This is a genomic window from Achromobacter sp. ACM03 (assembly GCF_014851665.1).
GTDB classification, from domain to species: Bacteria; Pseudomonadota; Gammaproteobacteria; order Burkholderiales; family Burkholderiaceae_B; genus Achromobacter; species Achromobacter aegrifaciens.
This window is the reverse complement of record NZ_JACVAD010000001.1, coordinates 1236791-1255334: the sequence shown is the minus strand read 5'-3', so window position 1 is coordinate 1255334 and position 18544 is coordinate 1236791. Positions and strand designations below refer to the sequence as shown.

At 65.9% G+C, this 18544-nt stretch carries 10 protein-coding genes; 4 read left to right on the top strand and 6 right to left on the bottom strand.

Annotated elements, in window-relative coordinates:
• Positions 1 to 15: 15 nt before the first annotated feature.
• The 3 genes from IB257_RS05700 to IB257_RS05690 are packed head-to-tail and all read right to left on the bottom strand — an operon-like array spanning position 16 to position 2866.
• Entirely contained in the window at positions 16 to 1077 is a 1062-nt protein-coding gene (locus IB257_RS05700) for an alcohol dehydrogenase catalytic domain-containing protein (protein ID WP_192492154.1), read from the bottom strand.
• 5 nt (positions 1078 to 1082) lie between these two features.
• Entirely contained in the window at positions 1083 to 2195 is a 1113-nt protein-coding gene (locus IB257_RS05695) for an FAD-dependent oxidoreductase (RefSeq protein WP_192491989.1), read from the bottom strand.
• The gene (locus tag IB257_RS05690) at positions 2192 to 2866 is read right to left on the bottom strand and encodes a cupin domain-containing protein (protein WP_192492153.1); all 675 of its coding nucleotides are present in this window, start codon (positions 2864 to 2866) and stop codon (positions 2192 to 2194) included. The genes IB257_RS05695 and IB257_RS05690 overlap by 4 nt, the downstream gene beginning before the upstream one ends.
• Positions 2867 to 3022: 156 nt before the next feature.
• Between IB257_RS05690 and gcvA the strand changes: the two genes are divergently transcribed.
• Entirely contained in the window at positions 3023 to 3940 is a 918-nt protein-coding gene (gcvA, locus tag IB257_RS05685; RefSeq protein ID WP_119451398.1) for a transcriptional regulator GcvA, read from the top strand.
• Between the two features lie 43 nt (positions 3941 to 3983).
• On the opposite strand, the gene IB257_RS05680 is transcribed toward gcvA, so the two are convergent.
• Positions 3984 to 4874 (bottom strand): LysR family transcriptional regulator, encoded by an 891-nt coding sequence (locus IB257_RS05680; protein ID WP_119451399.1) that lies wholly within the window; start codon positions 4872 to 4874, stop codon positions 3984 to 3986.
• Positions 4875 to 5004: 130 nt separating this feature from the next.
• Between IB257_RS05680 and IB257_RS05675 the strand changes: the two genes are divergently transcribed.
• A complete protein-coding gene (locus IB257_RS05675) occupies positions 5005 to 5601 on the top strand; it encodes a short chain dehydrogenase (protein ID WP_175213537.1) in 597 nt (198 codons plus the stop codon).
• Between the two features lie 302 nt (positions 5602 to 5903).
• Positions 5904 to 8981, top strand: coding sequence for an autotransporter outer membrane beta-barrel domain-containing protein (locus tag IB257_RS05670; RefSeq protein ID WP_192491988.1), 3078 nt, complete (start codon positions 5904 to 5906; stop codon positions 8979 to 8981).
• Positions 8982 to 9065: 84 nt separating this feature from the next.
• Here the strand turns inward: IB257_RS05670 and IB257_RS05665 are convergent, their stop codons facing one another.
• Positions 9066 to 16613 carry an autotransporter-associated beta strand repeat-containing protein gene (locus tag IB257_RS05665; RefSeq protein ID WP_192491987.1) on the bottom strand — a complete coding sequence of 2516 codons (7548 nt, stop codon included), beginning with the start codon at positions 16611 to 16613 and terminating at the stop codon, positions 9066 to 9068.
• Between the two features lie 311 nt (positions 16614 to 16924).
• Between IB257_RS05665 and IB257_RS05660 the strand changes: the two genes are divergently transcribed.
• Positions 16925 to 17539 (top strand): ATP-binding cassette domain-containing protein, encoded by a 615-nt coding sequence (locus IB257_RS05660; protein ID WP_192491986.1) that lies wholly within the window; start codon positions 16925 to 16927, stop codon positions 17537 to 17539.
• Between the two features lie 17 nt (positions 17540 to 17556).
• Here IB257_RS05660 and IB257_RS05655 read toward each other — a convergent pair whose 3' ends face one another.
• Complete coding sequence (locus IB257_RS05655; protein WP_192491985.1) at positions 17557 to 18540, bottom strand: tripartite tricarboxylate transporter substrate binding protein; 984 nt, start codon at positions 18538 to 18540, stop codon at positions 17557 to 17559.
• Positions 18541 to 18544 lie beyond the last annotated feature (4 nt).

The following is an 18544-nucleotide window of genomic DNA, read 5'->3' as shown; positions in this document are numbered from 1 at the left end:
TCGAGAGTCGTGCTTTTAGTTGATATGGGTGTTGATTTGCCGAGCGCGTTGCGGTTCTCGCGCGGCGTCCATGGTCAGGACCACGCGGAACTTCGCATCGCCGGACTTCAGCCGCAGCAAGGCATCAGCTGCGCGCTCCAGGGGTAGAGTCTCGACCATGGGCAGCGCCTCTGCAAGTACGCTGAAATTCAGCGCTTTTTCAGTTTCCCAAGGCGTGCCGGTCATGGACCCGGCAACGGTGCGCTCGCCGCCCACCAGAAAGCCGGGCGGCACCGCCAGCGGGTCGCGGCCCACGCCCAGCAACATCGTGCGGCCTTGCGGAGCCAGTCCGCGCATGGCCCCGGACACGGCCTGCGTGTCGGTGATGGTGGCGATCAGCGCTTGTGCGCCGCCCATGTCGAGGAGCCGTTGCGCGGCGTCTTCCTCGTTGCTGTCGATGTAGATATGGGCGCCCAGGCGCAAGGCGTCAGCGGCGATGTCCAGGCCCCGGCCGATTGCCGCCACTTTCAAGCCCATGCGGCGGGCGTATTGCAACGCCATGTGGCCCAGGCCGCCTATGCCCAGCACGGCAACGAGATCGCCGGCCTGCGCTCCGGATTTCCGGAGCGCGTTGAAGGTGGCGATGCCGGCGCAAAGTATCGGGGCGGCTTGCATGGCGTCGAGCTCGCCGGGTATGGCAACCAGTCCGGTCGCCCGGGCCAGCATCATCTCGGCATAACCGCCATCCCGGGTAACGCCGACTACCGGTTGATTCGCGCACAGATTGAAGAGGCCCTGGCGGCATTGCGTGCAGGCGCCGCAATGACCGCCCAGGCGCCCCACGCCGACGCGTTGGCCGATCTTCCAGCGGGCGTCGACGCCCGCGCCGAGCGCCGAAATGCGGCCGACGGCTTCATGCCCGGGGACGCGCGGCCGTTGCAGCGCCGGATTGTCGATATCGGCCGCGTCGGCGCCACAGACGCCGCAAGCTTCGACGCGCAGCAGTACTTCTCCGGGGCCGGGTTCGGGCGTGGACAATTCAACGAATTCGAGCCGGCCGGGCGCGGTGGTCCGAATGGCGCGATAGGTGGAAGGCAGGCGTGTCATTGGGCGAGGGCTCCAGGCGGGACCGCATTGGGGGAGGGTGCAGCGCAGTTCAGCAGCCACTTCACGCCCGCGTCCGCGGCATCGATGGCGCCAGCCAGATAGCCGGGGAATGCGGCGGACCATTCGCTGGCTATCCCGGCCAAGCGACCCGCCCATACGCCAGTCTCGGCTGCAACGGCGGGTGCTGCCGGGTGTGCGCCGCCATCCCTGCAGTCCGCAGCCGTCGAGGTGTCGGAGTCTTGCGCCCAGTCCTTGTAGAACTCCCGCTCGGGCTTGAGCGCCAGGGGGCCGAACAACCGGGCGAGCTGCGCGCGGCTGAGGGCCATCAACACGTCCTGGCCTGCCGACCGGCGCGCCGCCGCGGGCATGCCTACGAATCCGAACAGGGCAGGACCTTGCGGGGTGCTGGCGTCGTGGACCTCGGCCAGAGGTCCCCGGCTGCTGCGGGCTGCGCCAGACATGTCTTGCTCGCGCCAGAATGCCGAACCGTAGACGGCGAGGTACTTGGCATGGGGAGCCATCCAGGTCGGCGTGCCGCGCCATTGCGTTGCCAGCGCGCTCGGCAGCGGAGGGTCGAAAGCGATACGGGATTGCGCCAGGCGCGGAGGGACGGCCAGCAGCACCTGCGAGGCCTGAAAGACGCTGGCTCGTCCCTCGCCGTCCCGCGCATGCACCTCGATGGCGCGGCCTGTGGCATGCAGCCGGGTCACGGTCCGGCCCAGCTTGATGCATGCCGGATCCAGGCGTGCGAGCAGGGTATCGATCAGGCCGCTCATGCCAGTGGTTAGCCGGAAGGACTCCGGATGGCTGGGGTAGCCGTGCATACGTACCGGCGTTCCTGAACGCTCGACCATCATGAAACCCGCTTCGTGTTGCGGGATGATAGACAAGCCGAACTCGCGGACGATGGCGCCAAGCCTGGGCTGGATCGCTGGCCAGAACCACGTGGGGCCCAGATCGTAGGAGCCGGCGCCCAGGATGCGGCCGCCCAGCCTGTCGCGTGCTTCCAGCAGCATATGGCTGCCGGCGCCATGCCGCTGCAGCAGCAGGGAGGCGTACAGGCCCGCGAGTCCTCCTCCGATGATGACGGTGTCCACTGACGTCGTCATGGCTGGCTCCCGCCGTTCGGGTCCGGCAGATGGTTGGTCTTCAGATAGACGGTGGCACCCTCGGCGGCGGCGTCGAGTGCGGCTTGCGCGCCACGGGCAAGCCGCAGCCAGCTGCCTTGCGGATAAGAAGCTTGTCCGTCGGCAATCGATCCGGCCAGAACCAGTATTTCCGCATGCGCGGCTGCGGTCCGCGGCAGCGGTGCATGGGCGGGCAGGCGCCGCAGACAGGTCTGCTCATAGGACGCGGAGTAAAGCGGGCAGATTTCGCCGCCGCGCTCGCGCGTCCAGGCGGCGGGATCGCGCGTGTCGATGCGTACGACGGATTGTTCATCCGCAGGCATCTGCCGCAATTTGACGAGGATGGTGGCGCCGCTCCTGCTGGAAGGGGCATGGGCGGAGCCCGGCGGATTGCGCAGATACCAGCCTGCCGGATAGTGGCCGCTGGCGTCGGAGAAGGTGCCGGACAACACCAGTATTTCTTCGCCGCCGGGATGCGCGTGCGGCGGAAAGCGGCTGTCCGGCGCATAGCGCACGATGCTGGTGGCGCGGGCCTGTTCGCCGCCCATGCGGTCCAGCATCATGCGTTCCACGCCGTGCTGCGGCGACGGCACCCATTGGTATTGCTCCGGCGTCACGATGGCGTTGCGTGAGAAATCGGCGTTGATAAGCATGATGTTGGTAGAAAAGCTATTCCAAGGTGATGTCCGGCCCTTGGCTGCCATATGCTGAAATTGGCTGCTGATAAGGCGTATTCTTCGCCAATCGGCAGCCGCGGACAAACCAGATAAACTACCTTTAATTGAAAGAAAAACTTTATCGCCATGAAGATGAAGTCTCTTGCGCATCTCAACGCGCTGCGCGCCTTCGAGGCCAGTGCGCGCCATCAAAGCTTTTCGGCAGCTGCGGCCGAGCTGCACGTGACTCCTGCTGCGGTGGGCCAGCTCGTGCGCGCGCTGGAGCAATGGCTGGGCGCGCCGCTGTTCCATCGCGGCGCCAGCGGCAAGGCGCGGCTGGTCCCCACGGCAGCAGCTGAACGCGCGTTGCCGGAGATACAGGCGGGGCTCGGCAAGCTGGCGCTGGGCCTGGAGCGCTTGAAGGAAGGTTCCTTGAGCGGCATGCTCACCGTGGCCGTGAGTCCGGCTTTCGCCGCCAAGTGGCTGTTGCCTCGGATCGAGCGCTTCCAGCATGCCTGGCCCGATACCGACGTGCGTCTGGACACCAACCTCAAGCCCGTGGATTTCGCGGCCCAGCAGATCGATATCGGCGTGCGCTATGGCGCTGGCGTCTGGCCCGGCCTGGCGGCGGAAAAGCTGATGGACGAAGAGGTCTACCCGGTCTGTTCCCCGGAACTGCTGCGACGGCGCAAGGCGGCGAAGCGTCCGGCCGAGCTGGCGGGCGAGACCTTGATCCATGATCTTTCGATGGACGCGCAGACGGGATTTCCGACCTGGGCCATGTGGCTGGAGAAAGTCGGCGTACAAGGCGTATCCACCGCCCGCGGCATGAAGATCAACAATTCCGCCGCGGTGCTGCAGGCGGCTATCGATGGCCATGGCGTGGCGCTGGCCCGCAGCGTGATGGCGCATGATGATCTGGTTGCCGGCCGCCTGGTGCGCCTGTTTCCGCAGCTGGCGGTTCCCTCCGCGTTGGCCTACTACGTTGTTTATCGGCCCCAGGCGCGCGAGTTGCCCCGATTGGCCGCCTTCCGAGACTGGCTGTTCGACGAGGCCGCTGCCTGTCGGTAGCCGGGTTCGGAGCCCGGCGGACCTTGCGCGACGCCCGCCGCGCTTACCTTGCGGCGCGGGTGAATCTCTGCACCATGAATTCCACGAAGGTCGTGAGCTTGGGCAAGGCCTTGCGGTCCTTGGGATACAGCAGCGTGATCGGCCGGGCCACGGGCCAGGCGGACTCCAGGATCGGGACCAGCCGGCCGGCCCGCACATCTTCGGCCAGCAACAGTTCCGGCTGCAGCACGATGCCGAATCCGGCCAGCGCCGCCTGCCTGAGCGCCTGGCCGTTGTTGGACACGAAGCGGCCGGCGGGGTAGGCCGCGCCGCCATCCTCCGAGTTCAGGCGCCAGCCGGTGCGGCGGTTCCAGTAGGAAAAATCCAGGCATTGATGGCGCGCCAGGTCGCTCGCGGTTTCGGGCGTGCCATGGCGTTGCAGATAGGCCGGCGCCGCGCAGATGATCATCTGATAGCGCCCGATCTTGCGCGCGACCAGGCTGGAATCGGCGGGTTCGCCGATGCGCACCGCCAGGTCGTAGCGCGAGGCCACCACGTCCTCGACGGCGTCGCTCAAGGTCAGGTCCACGCTGACGTCCGGGTACTCGGACAGGTAGTCGGCGATGGCGGGGGCCAGCGCGAACGAGCCGAAGGTCACGGTCGAGGTGATGCGCAGATGGCCTCGCGGCGCGGCGCGCATGGCTTCGGCGCCTTGCTCGGCATCGCGGATGTCCGACAGGATCACCTTGCAGCGCGCGAAATAGGCCTGGCCGGCTTCCGTCAGGCTTTGGCGGCGCGTGGTGCGGTTCATGAGCCTCAGGCCCAGCCGCGCCTCCAGGCCCTTGATGTGCTTGGCCGCCATGGCGGGCGACATCTCGTGGCGAGCCGCCGCCGCGGTCAGGCTGCCCAGTTCGACGACCGCCACGAAGACTTCCATGCTGAGCAGGCGGTCCATGGATTACGCACCCTGAGTGTGAAGTGAACCCACCATTTTAGGATTTTTCCGGGACGCGCCCTTGGCCAGAATGGGCACAAGCGCTGGCGATATCGCGGGCGCATCCCACAACATACGAATCGGAGTTTCCATGAAAATCATCCTGATCGGCGCCACCGGCACCATCGGCCGCGCGGTCGCCCAAGAACTGGGCCAGCGCCACGACGTCATTGCAGTGGGCAAGACGCGCGGCGAGCATCAGGTCGACGTGACCCAGAGCGGCAGCATCCGCGCCTTGTTCGAGCGCGTGGGCAAGGTGGATGCCATCGTCTCCACCACGGGCAGCTTGCATTTCGGCCCTCTGGCCGAAATGACGGCGGAGCAGTTCAAGATCGGTCTGCACGACAAGCTGCTGGGGCAGGTGGATCTGGCGCTGATCGGCCAGCATTACGTCAACGAAGGCGGTTCCATCACGCTCACCAGCGGCATCCTGACCGATGAACCGATCCGCTACGGCGCCAACGCGTCGGCGGTGAACTCGGCCATCGATGGCTTCGTGCGCGGCGCGGCGGTGGAGCTGCGCGGCGTGCGCATCAACTCGGTCAGCCCCACGGTCCTGACGGAATCGCTGGATGCCTATGGTCCGTACTTCCAGGGCTTTGAATCGGCGCCCGCCAGCCGCGTCGCGCTGGCCTACAGCCGCAGCGTGGAAGGCGCGCAGACGGGGCAGGTGTTCCGGGTGTGGTGATTTCCCGCGGCGGGCAAAGGCCGGCACGGCCTTGTGCGTCCTGTTGTTGCCTGGATGTGGCGCTCTCCGATCTGGTCGCGGAGCGCCCTCAGCGCGTTGCCAAAATGGCACACCTGTCTGCGAATTATGCAGAACAAAGTGATTATCCGTGAATTTGATGCGAATATTTACACGCATTGCACGCCCGGATTAGGGCGTTTGGCGTAGGTACCGAAGTCTATCGTCGTTACCCCCGGCACTCCGGGGTCTGGTTTGAGCGCGTCCCGGCCCACCGCCCGGACGGCTACACGGAGACGAATCAGATGGCACACCACGCAAGTCCCTCCATACCCCTGTTCGCCCGCTCGCTGGGCGTGGCCATGTCGCTGGCCGCCAGCAGCGCCTGGAGCGTCAATTACGCGCCATTCATCGTACCCTCAGGCACGACGTTCACCCTGAATGGCGGCGACAGCGTGACAGGTACGGGATCGAGTTCGGCCATTCGGGTCGGCAACGCCACGTTGAACTTCGGCCCTGGCAACATCGCCATCGGCAATGTCGATCTGGGCGTTTTCGCCACCAATGGCGCGGCGACCAACATCAATTTCCAGACCGGCACCAACGTCACCATCACGACAGTGACCACCACCGGCCTGGGATTGCAGTCCACCACGAATTCGCAGGCGACGTTCTCGCTGGCGCCGAGTTCCAACGTGACGATACGCGGCTTTCAGGGTGTGAATCTGGGCCATACGCCATTCGGCACCATGAGCCAGCTTCAGATCGGCAATGGCGCGACGCTGAAGATCGAGACCGCGCCGGCCGGCGGCAATCCCTGGCCCAAGGGCGTGATGACGAGCAACAACACCGCCATTACGCTGGATGCCGGCGGCGTTCTGGATGTGCAGACCACGGGCGGGACATATGGGCGTGGGGTTGAACTGGGCTACAGCCTGACCTATCCGGACTCGGTCGTACGCCGCTACACGTCAGCGCCAGGCTCGACGCTGCGCGTCAGCACCACCGGGCAGACCGCCGACGGCTTCTACATGCTGGGCGTGGGCGAGGCGGTGATGCAGGGCACCACCGACATCCACACCACGGGCCGGGACAGCAGCGGCATGTTCCTGCGCCGCTACGTCAGCCCGACCAACCATCTGGTGGTAGCCCCGCAGGGCGGCTCCACGGCGAACATCCTTACCGAGGGCGCGGACGCCTACGGGGTGATAGGCATAGACGGCTCACGCGCGGAACTGTCCGACCTGAGGACCGAGACCCGCGGCACGGACGCGGTGGGCCTGTATGCGTATACGGTCAGCGGGCAGCCGGCGACCGTCTTCCAGGCAGCGCGCAACACGGTCGTGACCAGCGGGCAGGGCGGTTTCGGCATCCTGGCGCAAGGCGCGGCCAGCAGCGTGGTGTTCGATGACGGCTCGGTGCAGACGTCCGGGACCGAGGCCCATGGCGTGGTGGTGGCGGGCGCGTCGAGCGTCGCGGCGACGGGCAGCGCCATCGGCGTCAGCGGCGCACGCTCGATCGGTCTCCTGCTGACCAGCGACACGGGCACGCAAGCTGCGACCATCAATGGCGGCAGCATCGCGAGCGCGACCGGGACTGCCATAGGCGTCGACGGGGGCACGGCGAACATCCAGCTCGACGGCACCACGGTCCAGGGCGCGACCAACTGGCTGCATGTCGCCAGCTCTGGAACCTTGCTTGGAAGCAGGACCCGTACGTTGCATGGCATAGACCCGAGCCTGGCGCCGGATGCCGGCAATCCGGGCGGCATCAACGTTGCCGGCGCGCAGGCGGGCTCTCCGGCCACGGCCAACGTGACGGCGCGCAATTCTACCTTGACGGGAGCGGCGGTCACCGAGGCCGGCAGCATCTCGAACGTGACCTTGGTGGATTCGACCTGGACGCTGACCGGCAACTCGACCATCACCAACCTAGTCAACGATCCCAGCCTGATCGACTTCACGCCGCCGCAGGCGGGCGCGTACAAGACGCTGACGGTGCGTAACTACAGCGGCGACGGCACCATCGCGCTGAACACCTATCTGGGCGACGACAGCTCGCCCTCGGACAAGCTGGTCATCAACGGCGGCAGCGCCAGCGGCGCTTCGCAATTGCGCATCAAGAACACGGGCGGGCCGGGCGCCTTGACGACGGCCAGCGGGATACAGGTGGTCGAGGTCGTCAATGGCGGTATCTCCGGAGCGGGCGCATTTGCGCTTTCGGGCCGGGTGGTGGCCGGTCCCTACGAGTATCGGCTGTACCAAGGTTCGGCAAGCGCACCGGCCGATCAGAGCTGGTATCTGCGATCCGAGAAGGAGCCGGATCCGCCGCCTCCTCCTCCGCCTCCTCCGCCGCCGCCTCCCGAGCCTCCGGTGCCGCCTGTCCCACCGGCGCCGCCAACGCCGCCCACTCCCGATCCGGAGCCGCTGTACCGTCCTGAAGTCGCCGCCTATCTCGCGAATCAGCGACTGGTTGGGCAGATGTTCGTGCAGAGCATGCACGACCGCCTGGGCGAGCCGCAATTCATCGAGGGCCAGCAGTTTCAAACCGAGGACAGCAAGCGCCGGGCGCTCTGGCTGCGCGCCGTGGGCAGGTGGGAGGGCTCGCATAGCCGCGACGGCAACTTCGACGTCAGCACCGACATGTTCTTGCTGCAAGGCGGCGGCGACGTGGCGCAATGGAAGCTGTTCTCGGAGACCGACCGGCTGCACCTGGGGTTGATGCTGGGCTATGGCAGCGCCGACAGCACGGCCCGGGCCGAGGGCAACCCCTACAAGGCCAAGGGCAGGGTGCAAGGCTATAGCGCCGGCGTGTATGGCACCTGGTTCCAGAACGACGAGAGTAAGCTCGGCGCCTATGTGGATACCTGGTTCCAGTACGGTTGGTACAACAACCGGGTGACGGGCGAGGAGCTGCCGCGCGTGGACTACGATTCCCGCGCATGGGCCGTGTCGGCCGAGACCGGCTACGCCTTCAAGCTGCGCGGCGACTGGATACTGGAACCCCAGGCCCAGATCATCTACGTCAGCTCGGACACGGACAGCCTGACGGAATCCAACGGCACCCGCGTGGGCAGCGCGGATTCCCACGGCACCATCACGCGCCTGGGCGTGCGCACGCACACCACCTTCGACCTGGGCAATGGCCGCAAGGCGCAGCCGTTCGCGACGCTGAACTGGTGGCACAGCAGCACTGGCAGCTCCGTGTCGTTCAATCAATTGCCGGTGGGCGACCTCTATCCGAAAGACCGCTATGAGTTGAAGCTCGGCGTGCATGCCGACTTCAACAAGGGCTGGACGGGCTGGACCAATGTCGCCGGGTCATGGGGAGCGCAGGACTACCACCAGTACGCGGCAAGGATAGGTGTGAAGTACACCTGGTAGATGTGAAAAGCCCGCGGCGGCTAGACCGCTGCGGGCTTTGGTCATGCATGCCAGGGGCCGGCTACCCGGCCCAGCTCATAAGGCTTACCAGAGCACCTTCAACCCGACAGAGCCCTGTGCGCCGGTCTTGACGCGGCTGTCGCCGCTGTTGGCCCACAGCTTGCCAATGTCGCCGTAGAGGCTGGTGTTCTTGGTCAGCTGCAGCATGGCGCCCACCGCGAACTCGGTCGACGTGTAGCCGCCCTTGGCGCGGATGTCGGTGGTGCCGGCCGGGGCGCTGAAGCTTGCCACGTCGGTGGTATTGCTGGCCTTGTACAGATTGACGCGGGCGAAGGGCTGCAGCACGGTGCCGCCGATGCTGTAGCTGCCCTTGACGCGGGCGCCCAGACGCAGGGTCCAGTCATCGTCCGCATCGTTCTTCACCTTGGCCAGGCTCAGCGTGGTGTCGTCCAGATTGAGCTTGCGGTAGATGATTTGCGCCTGCGGCTCCAACTGCCAGCTGCTGCCCAGGTCGAAGGGCTTGCCCACTTCCAGCGAGGCCAGCCAGCCGTGGCCCTTGGTGGTGGCGCCGGCGCCGGTGTCGGCCGTGCGCAGGCTGCTGCGGTAGTCGGCGCCCTGGATCACGGCGTCGGCGTACAGGCCGGAGTCGTGCTGCCAGGTGCCATACAGGCCCACGTAGCGACCACGCAGGTTGTTGTAGCCCGCGTACTTGCGCTCCATGCCGCTGGAGAAGCCGCGCACGCCCATGTCACCGTCCAGCTGGCCCACGTACAGGCCGGCCTTGAGGTTGCGGTCGGCGTACACGTCCACGCCGGCCTGGAAGCCGGTCAGGTGGCCGCTGCTCTCGGGGTTAACCGTGCCTTGCTGCGTGATGGTCGGAGCCGTGCGCAGCACACGGGCCCAGGCGCGGTGGTTCGGGTCCTGGTCGATGGCGCCTTGAGCGACGTCGTCGCCCATGCGCTTGCGCATGTCGCCGAGCATTGCCATATCCGCCTGGCGCAGTTGCGCGGGCAGCGAGGACAGCAGCGGCACTTCTTCACGGTAGGCGGGAGCGGGGGTGACAGGATCGGTGCCTGGGCCCGGGTTGACCTGCGTGTTGGTCGAGTGCAGCGCGGCGCCCTGTGCCGTCTGGGTCAGACGGTACTCGTAGGCGCCGGCATCGACATGGCCGCCCGCCAGCGTGAAGCTGCCGGGTTGCAGGCTGGCGCCGTTCTCGGTGGAGATGACCTGGATGCCCTGGCTGCCCGTCTGGGCGCCCAGGCCGCCGGCATTGGCGATCTGCACGCTGGTGCTGCCGCTGGCGATGGCGCTGGGGCCGCTCAACAACAGCTTGTCGGTGGCGCTGCCATCCGCGCCCAGCACGGTGGAAACGCCCAGCTTGCCGTTGTTGCCGACGTAGGGGCCGGTGACCTTGAGCACGGTGCCCGGCGTGCTGCCGCCGAGATTGACCGCGCCGCTGTTGTTCAGGCTGGCCACGGTCTGGCTGTAGCCCGCCAGGTCCAGCACGGCGCCGCTGGCCACGGTGTGGGCCGAGGCGCTGCTGAATGTATTGGTGGCGCCGGCCTTGAGCGTGCCCTGAGCGACATCGGTCGCGCCGGTGTAGCTGTTGCCTGCGCTGGTCAGGGTCAGGACGCCGCTACCTTGCTTGGTAAGGAAGCCGCCGCCCGTGATGGCACCGGCCCAGGTCGCCGTGTTGGCGCCGGTGTCGATGACCGGGTCGTTGGTGCCCGTCATGTGCAGGTTGTTGACGATGGTCAGGCCGTTGGCAATCAGGTTGATGACAGTGCCGTCGTCCATGGACAGCATGCCAGTGCCCAGGCCCAGGGAATGGCCCAGGCCGATGCTGCCCTGCTTGAGCTGCACACCGCCCGAGAAGGCGCTGCCGCCGGTCAGCGTCAGCGCGCCGGCGCCGGTCTTGACCAGGCCGCCGCTGCCCACGACGATGCCCGAGTAGTAGGACGCACTGCCAGCCGCGGAATTGACGGTCAGGGTTCCCGCGCCCAGCGCCACGGTGCCGGCGCCGGTCAGGCTGCTGGCTTGGAGCACGTTGCCATTGATGTCCAGCGTGGCGCCCGACAGCACCTGATAGCCGGTGCCTTGGACCAGCGCCGTGGTGGAACCCGCGCGCAGCGTGCCGTCCGCGACCAGCGTGCCGCCGGTATAGCTGTTGGCGCCGGTCAGGGTCTGCGTGCCCGAGCCCTGCTTGACCAGGGTGCCCGTGCCGATGACCGAGCCGCTGAAGATGCCGTCGGCAGAACCGCCCGCCAGCAGGGTGTTGGTTCCCATCTTGATGTTGCCGGCGCCCGCCAGGGTGCCGAACACTTGGGCGCCTTGGCCTGCCGACAGGTCGAAGGTCGCGCCGTTGGCGACGGTCACGATGCCGGTGGCGGCGAGGCTGCTGCCCGCGCCCAACGCTACCGTGCCGCTGTTGACGTAGGTGCCGCCGGTGTAGCTGTTGGTGCCGTTGAGCGTCAGCGTGCTGGCGCCGTTCTTGGTCAGGCTGCCCGTGCCCGAGATGTTGCCGTCGAGCGTCAGGTCGTGGCTGCCTTGCACGGCAAGGCCGGCGTTCAGGGCAATGTTGTTCGCCAGCGCCAGCGCCTGAGTGTTGTCCAGCGTGGCCGCGCCGCCTACCGTCAGCGTGCCGGAACCGAGCGCGGCGCCGTTGCCGACGATCAGGCCGCCCGCGTTCAGGAGGGTGCCGCCGACGTAGCTGTTGACGCCGCTGAGGGTCAGGTTGGCCGCGCCGTTCTTGATCAGGCCGCCAGCGCCGCCGACGGTGCCGTTCAGGTCCATGGCGTTGGAACCGGCGATCGTCAGCGCGCCGTTCAGCGCGACCTTGTTGCGCACGGTGACTGCCGTGTTGCTGTCCAGCGTGGTGCCGTTGGCAGCGGTCAGCAGGCCGTTGCCCAAAGCCTTGTCGTTGCCCAGCACCAGCGTGCCGCCGTTGAGCGCCGTGCCGCCGGTGTAGCCGTTGGACGCGTTGAGCACCAGGGTGCCGGCGTCGAGCTTGGCCAGCGTGCCGCTGCCAACGAGCGGGGCGTTGATGGTCGCGGTCACGCCGGGATCGACGCGCACCGAGGCGTAGCCCTGATCGCCGTTGACCAGGTTGAGCGAACCCAGCGAGCCGCGCTCCAGCACATAGCCGTCGGTCATGAACTGCATGCCCGTCGTGCTTTGCGCGCCGGCAACGGTGACCTTCCCGGCAGCGCCCTGGAAGACCGCGAACTTGCCGGCCCAGGAGCGGTTCCCGTTGCCGTCGACGCCGGTCCAGTTGGCGTTGGCGCCGTCCCAGGTGCCGTTACCGCCTTCGATCGCGCCGTTGCCGACGGTTTGCGAGCCGTCCCAGAACTGCACGGTGACGTTGGGTGCGGCCACCAGCAGGTTGATCTGCTTGTCGACGGCGGTCTGCAAGGTCAGGTCGGCCGCTTGCACATTGCCGGGCAGGTAACCGAAGTTCATGCCGTTGTTGGTCAGGCTGCCGCCATAATTCATGAGACGGTACACGCCTGTGCCGAAGCCGCCGGCGTCGCTGATATTGAGCGTGCCGCCCAGGGTCAGGTTGCCGGTCACGTCCACCAAGGCGGTGCCGCCGCCGAGGGCGGGGGCGCCGAGGCTGGCGTTGACGATCGAGTTGGTGCCCAGTTGCAGGCCGCCAACCGACAGGGTGTAGCCGTCCGTCAATTTCAGGGCGGCGCCACCCATGAGCGTCACGTCGCCGGCGATGCTGCCGGTTCCACCCAGGGCAGCGCCGCTGTACACCATCACATTGGTGTTGGCGAGCGAGCCGTCTACCCACAGGCTGCCGGCGCTGACGGAGGTCTGGCCGGTAAGGGTGTTGTTGCCGGAAAGAACCAGCGATCCCGTGCCGCTCTTGGTCAACCAACCCTTGCCGTCGAGCTGGCCGCCGAAGTTGCTGTTGGCCCCGTTGGCGCCGATGGTCAGGTTGTTCCCGTTCGAGACCGTTACGGTGCCGTTGCCGTTCAGGCTGGCCAGACGAGCCAGATTGGTGATGAACAGATTGGCGCCGGCTGCCACGTTCGCGGTGGCATTCTGGCCCAGCGCGTTGTTGCCCGCGGTGGTCAGGCTGCCGCCTTGCAGATCGATCATGCCGCTGAAGGTGTTGGCGCTGCCGGTAAGCGAGAGGTCGTTCGCACCGGTCTTGCGCAGCGTGCCGTTGCCGTTGAGCTGTCCATCCAGGATCAGGCTGTTGTTGCCCGCCACCGTGAGCGCGCAGTCGACATTGACGGTATTGCCCAGGCGCATCGGGCCCGCCGTATCCAGTTGCGTGTTGCCCGTGACGGTCAGCATGCCGGTGCCCAGCGCCGCGGCATTGCCCAGGCTCAAGTCGCCGGCATTGACCGTGGTGCCCCCGCTATGGCGGTTTTCGCCATTGAGGGTGAGTCGGCCGGCGCCGTTCTTGACCAGCTCGGTGGAACCATTGATCACCCCGTTCAGGGTGAAATCATTGCTGCCGTCCAGCGCCAGGGAGGCGCTCAGTTGCACGTTGTTGGCCAGGGTCACCGCGCGGCTGGCTTCCAGGGTTCCCGCGTTGCGCACGGTCAGCGTGCCCTCGCCGAGCGCTGCGTCGTGGCCCACGGCCAGGTTGCCGCCCGTCAGGTTGACGCCGCCCTGGAAAGAGTTGGCGCCGTTCAAGGTCAGCTTGCCCGTGCCGCGCTTGGTCAGGCCACCGAGGCCGTTGACCAGGCCGCCCAACGTGAGGTCCTGGTTGCCGACGAGGTTCAGGTCGCCAGCCAGGTTGATGGTGTTGCTCAGGCTCAATGCCACGCTGTTGTCCAGCTGCATGCCGGAGGCGGCGGTCAGGGTGCTGTTGCCCAGCGGATTGCTGGAGGCCAGCACCAGCTTGCCGCCGTTCAGCGCCATCGTGCCGCCGAAGGAGTTGTTGCCGCCCAGGGTCAGGGTGCCGCTGCCGTTCTTGTTCAGGCCGCCGCTGTTGCCGGCGATGTCGCCGTTCAGGGTCAAGTCATTGCTGCCACCCAGGTTCAACTGGCCTTGGGCGAAGATCTGGTTGGTCAGCGTGAGCGCCTGGTTGTTGTCCAGCGTGGTGCCGCTGTACGCGGCCAGCGGCCCCTGCCCCAACGCGGCATCGTTGCCGAGTACCAGGGTGCCGCCCTCCAGCAGGGTGGCGGCGTGGCTGTTGGCGCCGTTCAGCACCAGCGTGCCGAGGTCCAGCTTGCGCAGGGTGTTCAGCCCGCTAATAGGAACATTGATGGTCGCGGTAACGTTGGGATCAACCCTTACGGCGAACTGGCCCCTGGTTCCGTTGTTGGCCCGCAGCTCCGCGTTGTTGCCAGCGACGAGGTGGTAGCCATCGATCATGAACTGCATGCCGCCGATTTCGTGCGCGCCTTCCACCGTGACAGTGCCGGGGTCGCCCATGAACACAGCGAACTTGTTGAGCCAGCTTTGGTTAATCGTGCCGTCGGCACTGGTCCAATTGCTGTTGGCGGCATTCCACGTGCCGTTGCCACCGTCGATCGAGCCGTCAGCGACCAAGCGCGAGCCGTCCCAGGCCTGCACCGGCAAATTCGATTGGACCAAAAGGTTGACCTGATTGGCGGTGGAAGTCTGTACGGTCATTCCGCCGATACCGCCCACTCTGCTCGTGTCGACGCCGATGCCGTTGATGGTAAGACCGCCACCGTAATTGAACAAGCGATACACACCGTCGCCGAGGTTGCCAGCATCGGAAATATTCAACTTTCCGGCCAGCGTCAGGTTGCCCATGACATTGAAGAGCGGGGTGTTTCCGGTAGACGAGGAACCCAGCGCCACATCGACGTTTGAGTTCTGGGCCAGGACCAGTGAGCTGGCGGTCAGCGTACTGCCACTGGTTCCGGCCAGATGGCCAAAGTCGTTGATATTCAGTTGACTATTGATGCTGCCATTGCCGCTTACCGTGGCGCCGGCAAGGACGGCCACACCGGAACTGAGTATGGAGCCATTGACCTTCAAGGTGCCCGCTTGGACTTCAACGGTTTGGAACAGACTGCTGTTGCCGGTCAGTTCCAATGTGCCAGAGCCGCTCTTGACTAATCCGCCGCCATGCAGCGAGCCGCCATATACGCTGCTCGCGTTGCCGCCGCCTATGTTCAGCCGGCTGAAGAGGCTGAGATTGACGCCGCCGCTGCCGTTCAGCTGCCCGATGTGAGAAAGCGGGTCAGCGACGCTCAGAGCAGTGCCTGCAGCCAGGTATACGCTGCTTGGGGTCCCCAGGCCGTTACCGCCCGAGGCAATGACCGTACCCTGGTTGATTTCGAGGGCGCCGGTATAGGTGTTGTTTCCCTGCAGCGACAAATAGTTCGCGCCTGTCTTGGTTAGCTTGCCACTCCCGCTCAAGACGCCGTTCAAGTCCAGCGGATTCGGGGTCACCACGGTCAGATCGCCATTGACGCTGATGGCATTCGTCACAGTTGCCCTCTGGGAGTTGCTTAGGGCCGCCGTGCCGCTGATGAGCAGCGGGCCGCTTCCAAGCGCATAACCGCCGTTGAATACCAAAGCGCCTCCACGCAAGGCGATGCCGCCGCTATGGTTGACGTTGTTGCCGGCCAGGGTGAGCGTGCCGTTACCGGTCTTGGCTAACTGGCCGGAGCCTGAGATAGTCCCGTTCAAGTTCAAGTCATTGTCGCCGGCAACGGTCAGGCCGGCATTAAGCGCAATGGCGTTATTGACGAAGAAGGCGTTGTTGGCGGTCAGGGTCGAATTGCCGCCGACAGTCAGACCACCGGGCCCCAAGGCCTGGTTGTTACCCAGGGTCAGCGTGCCGGCATTCAGCGTGGTCCCCCCCTGGTAGGTATTGACCCCGTTCAAGGTAAGGTTGGAGGCGCCGTTCTTGATCAGCGAGCCTGGGCCGTCAACGACGCCGTTCAGCGTCAGGTCGGCGCTTCCGCCTATCCCCACGCTGTCCATCAGATTCACGTTGTTGTCGAGGGCCACCTTGTTATTGGCGTCGAGCACCGTGTTGTTGAGCGCCGTCAGGGCGCCGCTGCCCAGCGCGGTATTGCTGCCGACCTCCAGACGGCCGGCCGCGAGTATCGTGCCGCCGGCATAGGTGCTGTTGCCGTTGAGTACCAGCGTGCCGCTGTCTTGCTTGTGCAGGGTGCCGTTGCCGCCTATGGCGACGCCCAAGGTTGCGGTCACGTTGGGATTGACCCGAATCACGGCAACGCCGCTGGCATTCAGCTGACCATTGGCTCCGCCCACGAGCTTGTAGCCGTCGCTTTTGAACTCCAGGCCCGTGATGCTGTGCTGGCCGCCAACCGCCACCGTGCCGGCGGTGCCCGAGAACACCGCGTTGCTGTCGTTCCAGGATTGATTCGACGAACCGTCGGCGGACGTCCAGTTGGTGTTGGTGTAGTCCCAGATGCCGGCGGCGCCATCCACCGAGCCGTTCGCCACGGAGTGGCCGCCGTCCCAATACAGTTGCGGGTTGACGGGAACCGCATGCGCGCCCGTGGCAACCAGCGCAATGCCCAGCGCGCCCGCCAACTGTGCGCCGCCGCGGCGCAGGCGCCGGGCAGGGCTGCTGCTTTTTGCCGGCCCGCGGGCGATTTCACTGACGGCTTGCCATACGCCAGCGGCGGCGTTGAAGACTACTCGATAGACGTGATTCATTGATCTCTTCTATGCCGGCGCCGATGCCGGGCCGGCAAAATTGGATGTTGTATTGATTTAAATGAAACTAAATGCGTCTTGGTGGTAGGTCGCTCAGCGAGCCGATAGCATGAACGGGCGAGGCAACCGTTACAAAAGTCGAAATGTTTTGCGGAAAATTAACATTTATTTACGCCGCGTAATGTACGGCAAAAATGCGGATTTCCGCACTGTCAACGTGGAAAAATTTGAATTCCGTTCACATTTGCTGCGTTGACGCCACGCCGAGGCGGTGATGGCCGAGCGCCGCATTCCTGCGTACACTCCCGGCCATGCTACGAATCGACAATCTCGGCAAACGCTACGGCGACCATCTCGTCTTCCAGGGGCTGACCCATACGTTCACGCCCGGATGCGTGGCGTTGTGCGAAGAAGACAGCACCGGCAAGTCCACGCTGCTGGGCATCATTGCGGGCGTGATCGCGCCGGATGCGGGAGAGGTCTGGATCGACGGACATGCGCTGACCCAGGCGCCGACGCAAGCGCGGTCCCGCCTGGCCTATGTGCCCGACAATTGCATGGCATTGCCCGCGCAGACGGGGCGTGGTTTGTTGGAGCAGGTTGCGGCCGAGAAGAACGTGCCGCTGGCCGACAGCGTGCTGGACCTGGCGTTCCGGCTGGGACTGCAGCCGCATCTGGACAAGCGCTTCGAGCAGATGTCCACGGGCACGCGGCGCAAGGTCTACCTGACGGCCGCCGCCCTGGGCGACCCGGCCGTCATCATTGCGGATGGGGCCAGCAACGGCCTGGATGCGCAGGCGCGCGGCGTGCTGGCAGAACAGTTCAAGACCTGGGCGCAGGATCGGGTGGTGCTGTTCGCCAGCCACGATCCTGAACTGGTAGAAGCCTGCGGCGCCAGATCAATCGAGGTTGCGGCGCTGCGCTGAAGGCGGCGCCGCCATTATTACTTCGCCATCAAGCCCAGGTACTCGATCAAGCCTTTTTCCTTGACGTAGGTGGCCTGCGCCCATTCCTTGTAGTCCTGGCTGTTGCGGTAGGCGGGCTCCTGGTTCAGCTGCTTCATGACGTCCATGCTGGCGGGGTCGAACAGCGCCTTCTTGAAGGCGTCGTGCAGCGTCTTCACCACCGCGGGATCCATGCCCTTGGGGCCGGCCAGGCCATAGGGCGAGGTGGACACGACCTTGTAGCCCAGTTCCTGGGCGGTGGGCACGTCGGGCCAGCGCGTGGTGCGCTTTTCGCCGAAGGTTACCAGCAGGCGCATCTTGCCGGAATCCACGAACTGGTCCCAGCCGGTGGCGTCGCTTTGCGCCATGACGTGACCGCCCAGCAGGGCCTGTTGCATGTCGGCGTTGCCCTTGAACGGCACGTGGTTCAGTTTCACCTTGGCGTTGATGGCGACTTCCTCGATCAGCAGGTGCGGCGACGAACCGATGCCGGTGGAGCCATAGTCGATGGTGCCGGGCGCCTTGCGCGCCGCCTCGATGTATTCGTTGAAGGTCTTGTACGGCGAGTCGGAGCGGACGGTGAAGCCGAAGGTATAGCCGGACAAACCGAGAATGAAGGTGAAGTCGTTGATGGGGTCCCAGCTGCTTTTCTGCATGTAGGGCATGCGCAGCATGGCCAGGGTGTACAGGGTAATGGTGTAGCCGTCGGGCTTGGCGGTCTTGGCCATGGTGGCGGGGCCCAGGGTGCCGCCGGCGCCGGGCCGGTTTTCCACGACGACGGGCTGGCCCAGGTATTTGGAGGCGTCCTGCGCCACGATACGCATGTGACGGTCGGTGGAGCCGCCAGCCGGGAAGGGCACGATCAGCGTGATGGGCTTGGACGGATAGGCGCCTTGCGCGCCGGCGGCGAAGGGCAATGCAATGCCGGCCATCGAGAGCAGCGCGGCGCCGAGGCAGGCGCGCCGCAGGGGCTTATGGGTCATGGGT

What these genes read in the sequence shown, in the direction of transcription:
- IB257_RS05695 (WP_192491989.1), bottom strand. Translation starts at nt 2,195, where the DNA reads ATGACGACGTCAGTGGACACCGTCATCATCGGAGGAGGACTCGCGGGC.
- IB257_RS05690 (WP_192492153.1), bottom strand. Translation starts at nt 2,866, where the DNA reads ATGCTTATCAACGCCGATTTCTCACGCAACGCCATCGTGACGCCGGAG.
- gcvA (WP_119451398.1), top strand. Translation starts at nt 3,023, where the DNA reads ATGAAGTCTCTTGCGCATCTCAACGCGCTGCGCGCCTTCGAGGCCAGT.
- IB257_RS05680 (WP_119451399.1), bottom strand. Translation starts at nt 4,874, where the DNA reads ATGGACCGCCTGCTCAGCATGGAAGTCTTCGTGGCGGTCGTCGAACTG.
- IB257_RS05675 (WP_175213537.1), top strand. Translation starts at nt 5,005, where the DNA reads ATGAAAATCATCCTGATCGGCGCCACCGGCACCATCGGCCGCGCGGTC.
- IB257_RS05670 (WP_192491988.1), top strand. Translation starts at nt 5,904, where the DNA reads ATGGCACACCACGCAAGTCCCTCCATACCCCTGTTCGCCCGCTCGCTG.
- IB257_RS05665 (WP_192491987.1), bottom strand. Translation starts at nt 16,613, where the DNA reads ATGAATCACGTCTATCGAGTAGTCTTCAACGCCGCCGCTGGCGTATGG.
- IB257_RS05660 (WP_192491986.1), top strand. Translation starts at nt 16,925, where the DNA reads ATGCTACGAATCGACAATCTCGGCAAACGCTACGGCGACCATCTCGTC.
- IB257_RS05655 (WP_192491985.1), bottom strand. Translation starts at nt 18,540, where the DNA reads ATGACCCATAAGCCCCTGCGGCGCGCCTGCCTCGGCGCCGCGCTGCTC.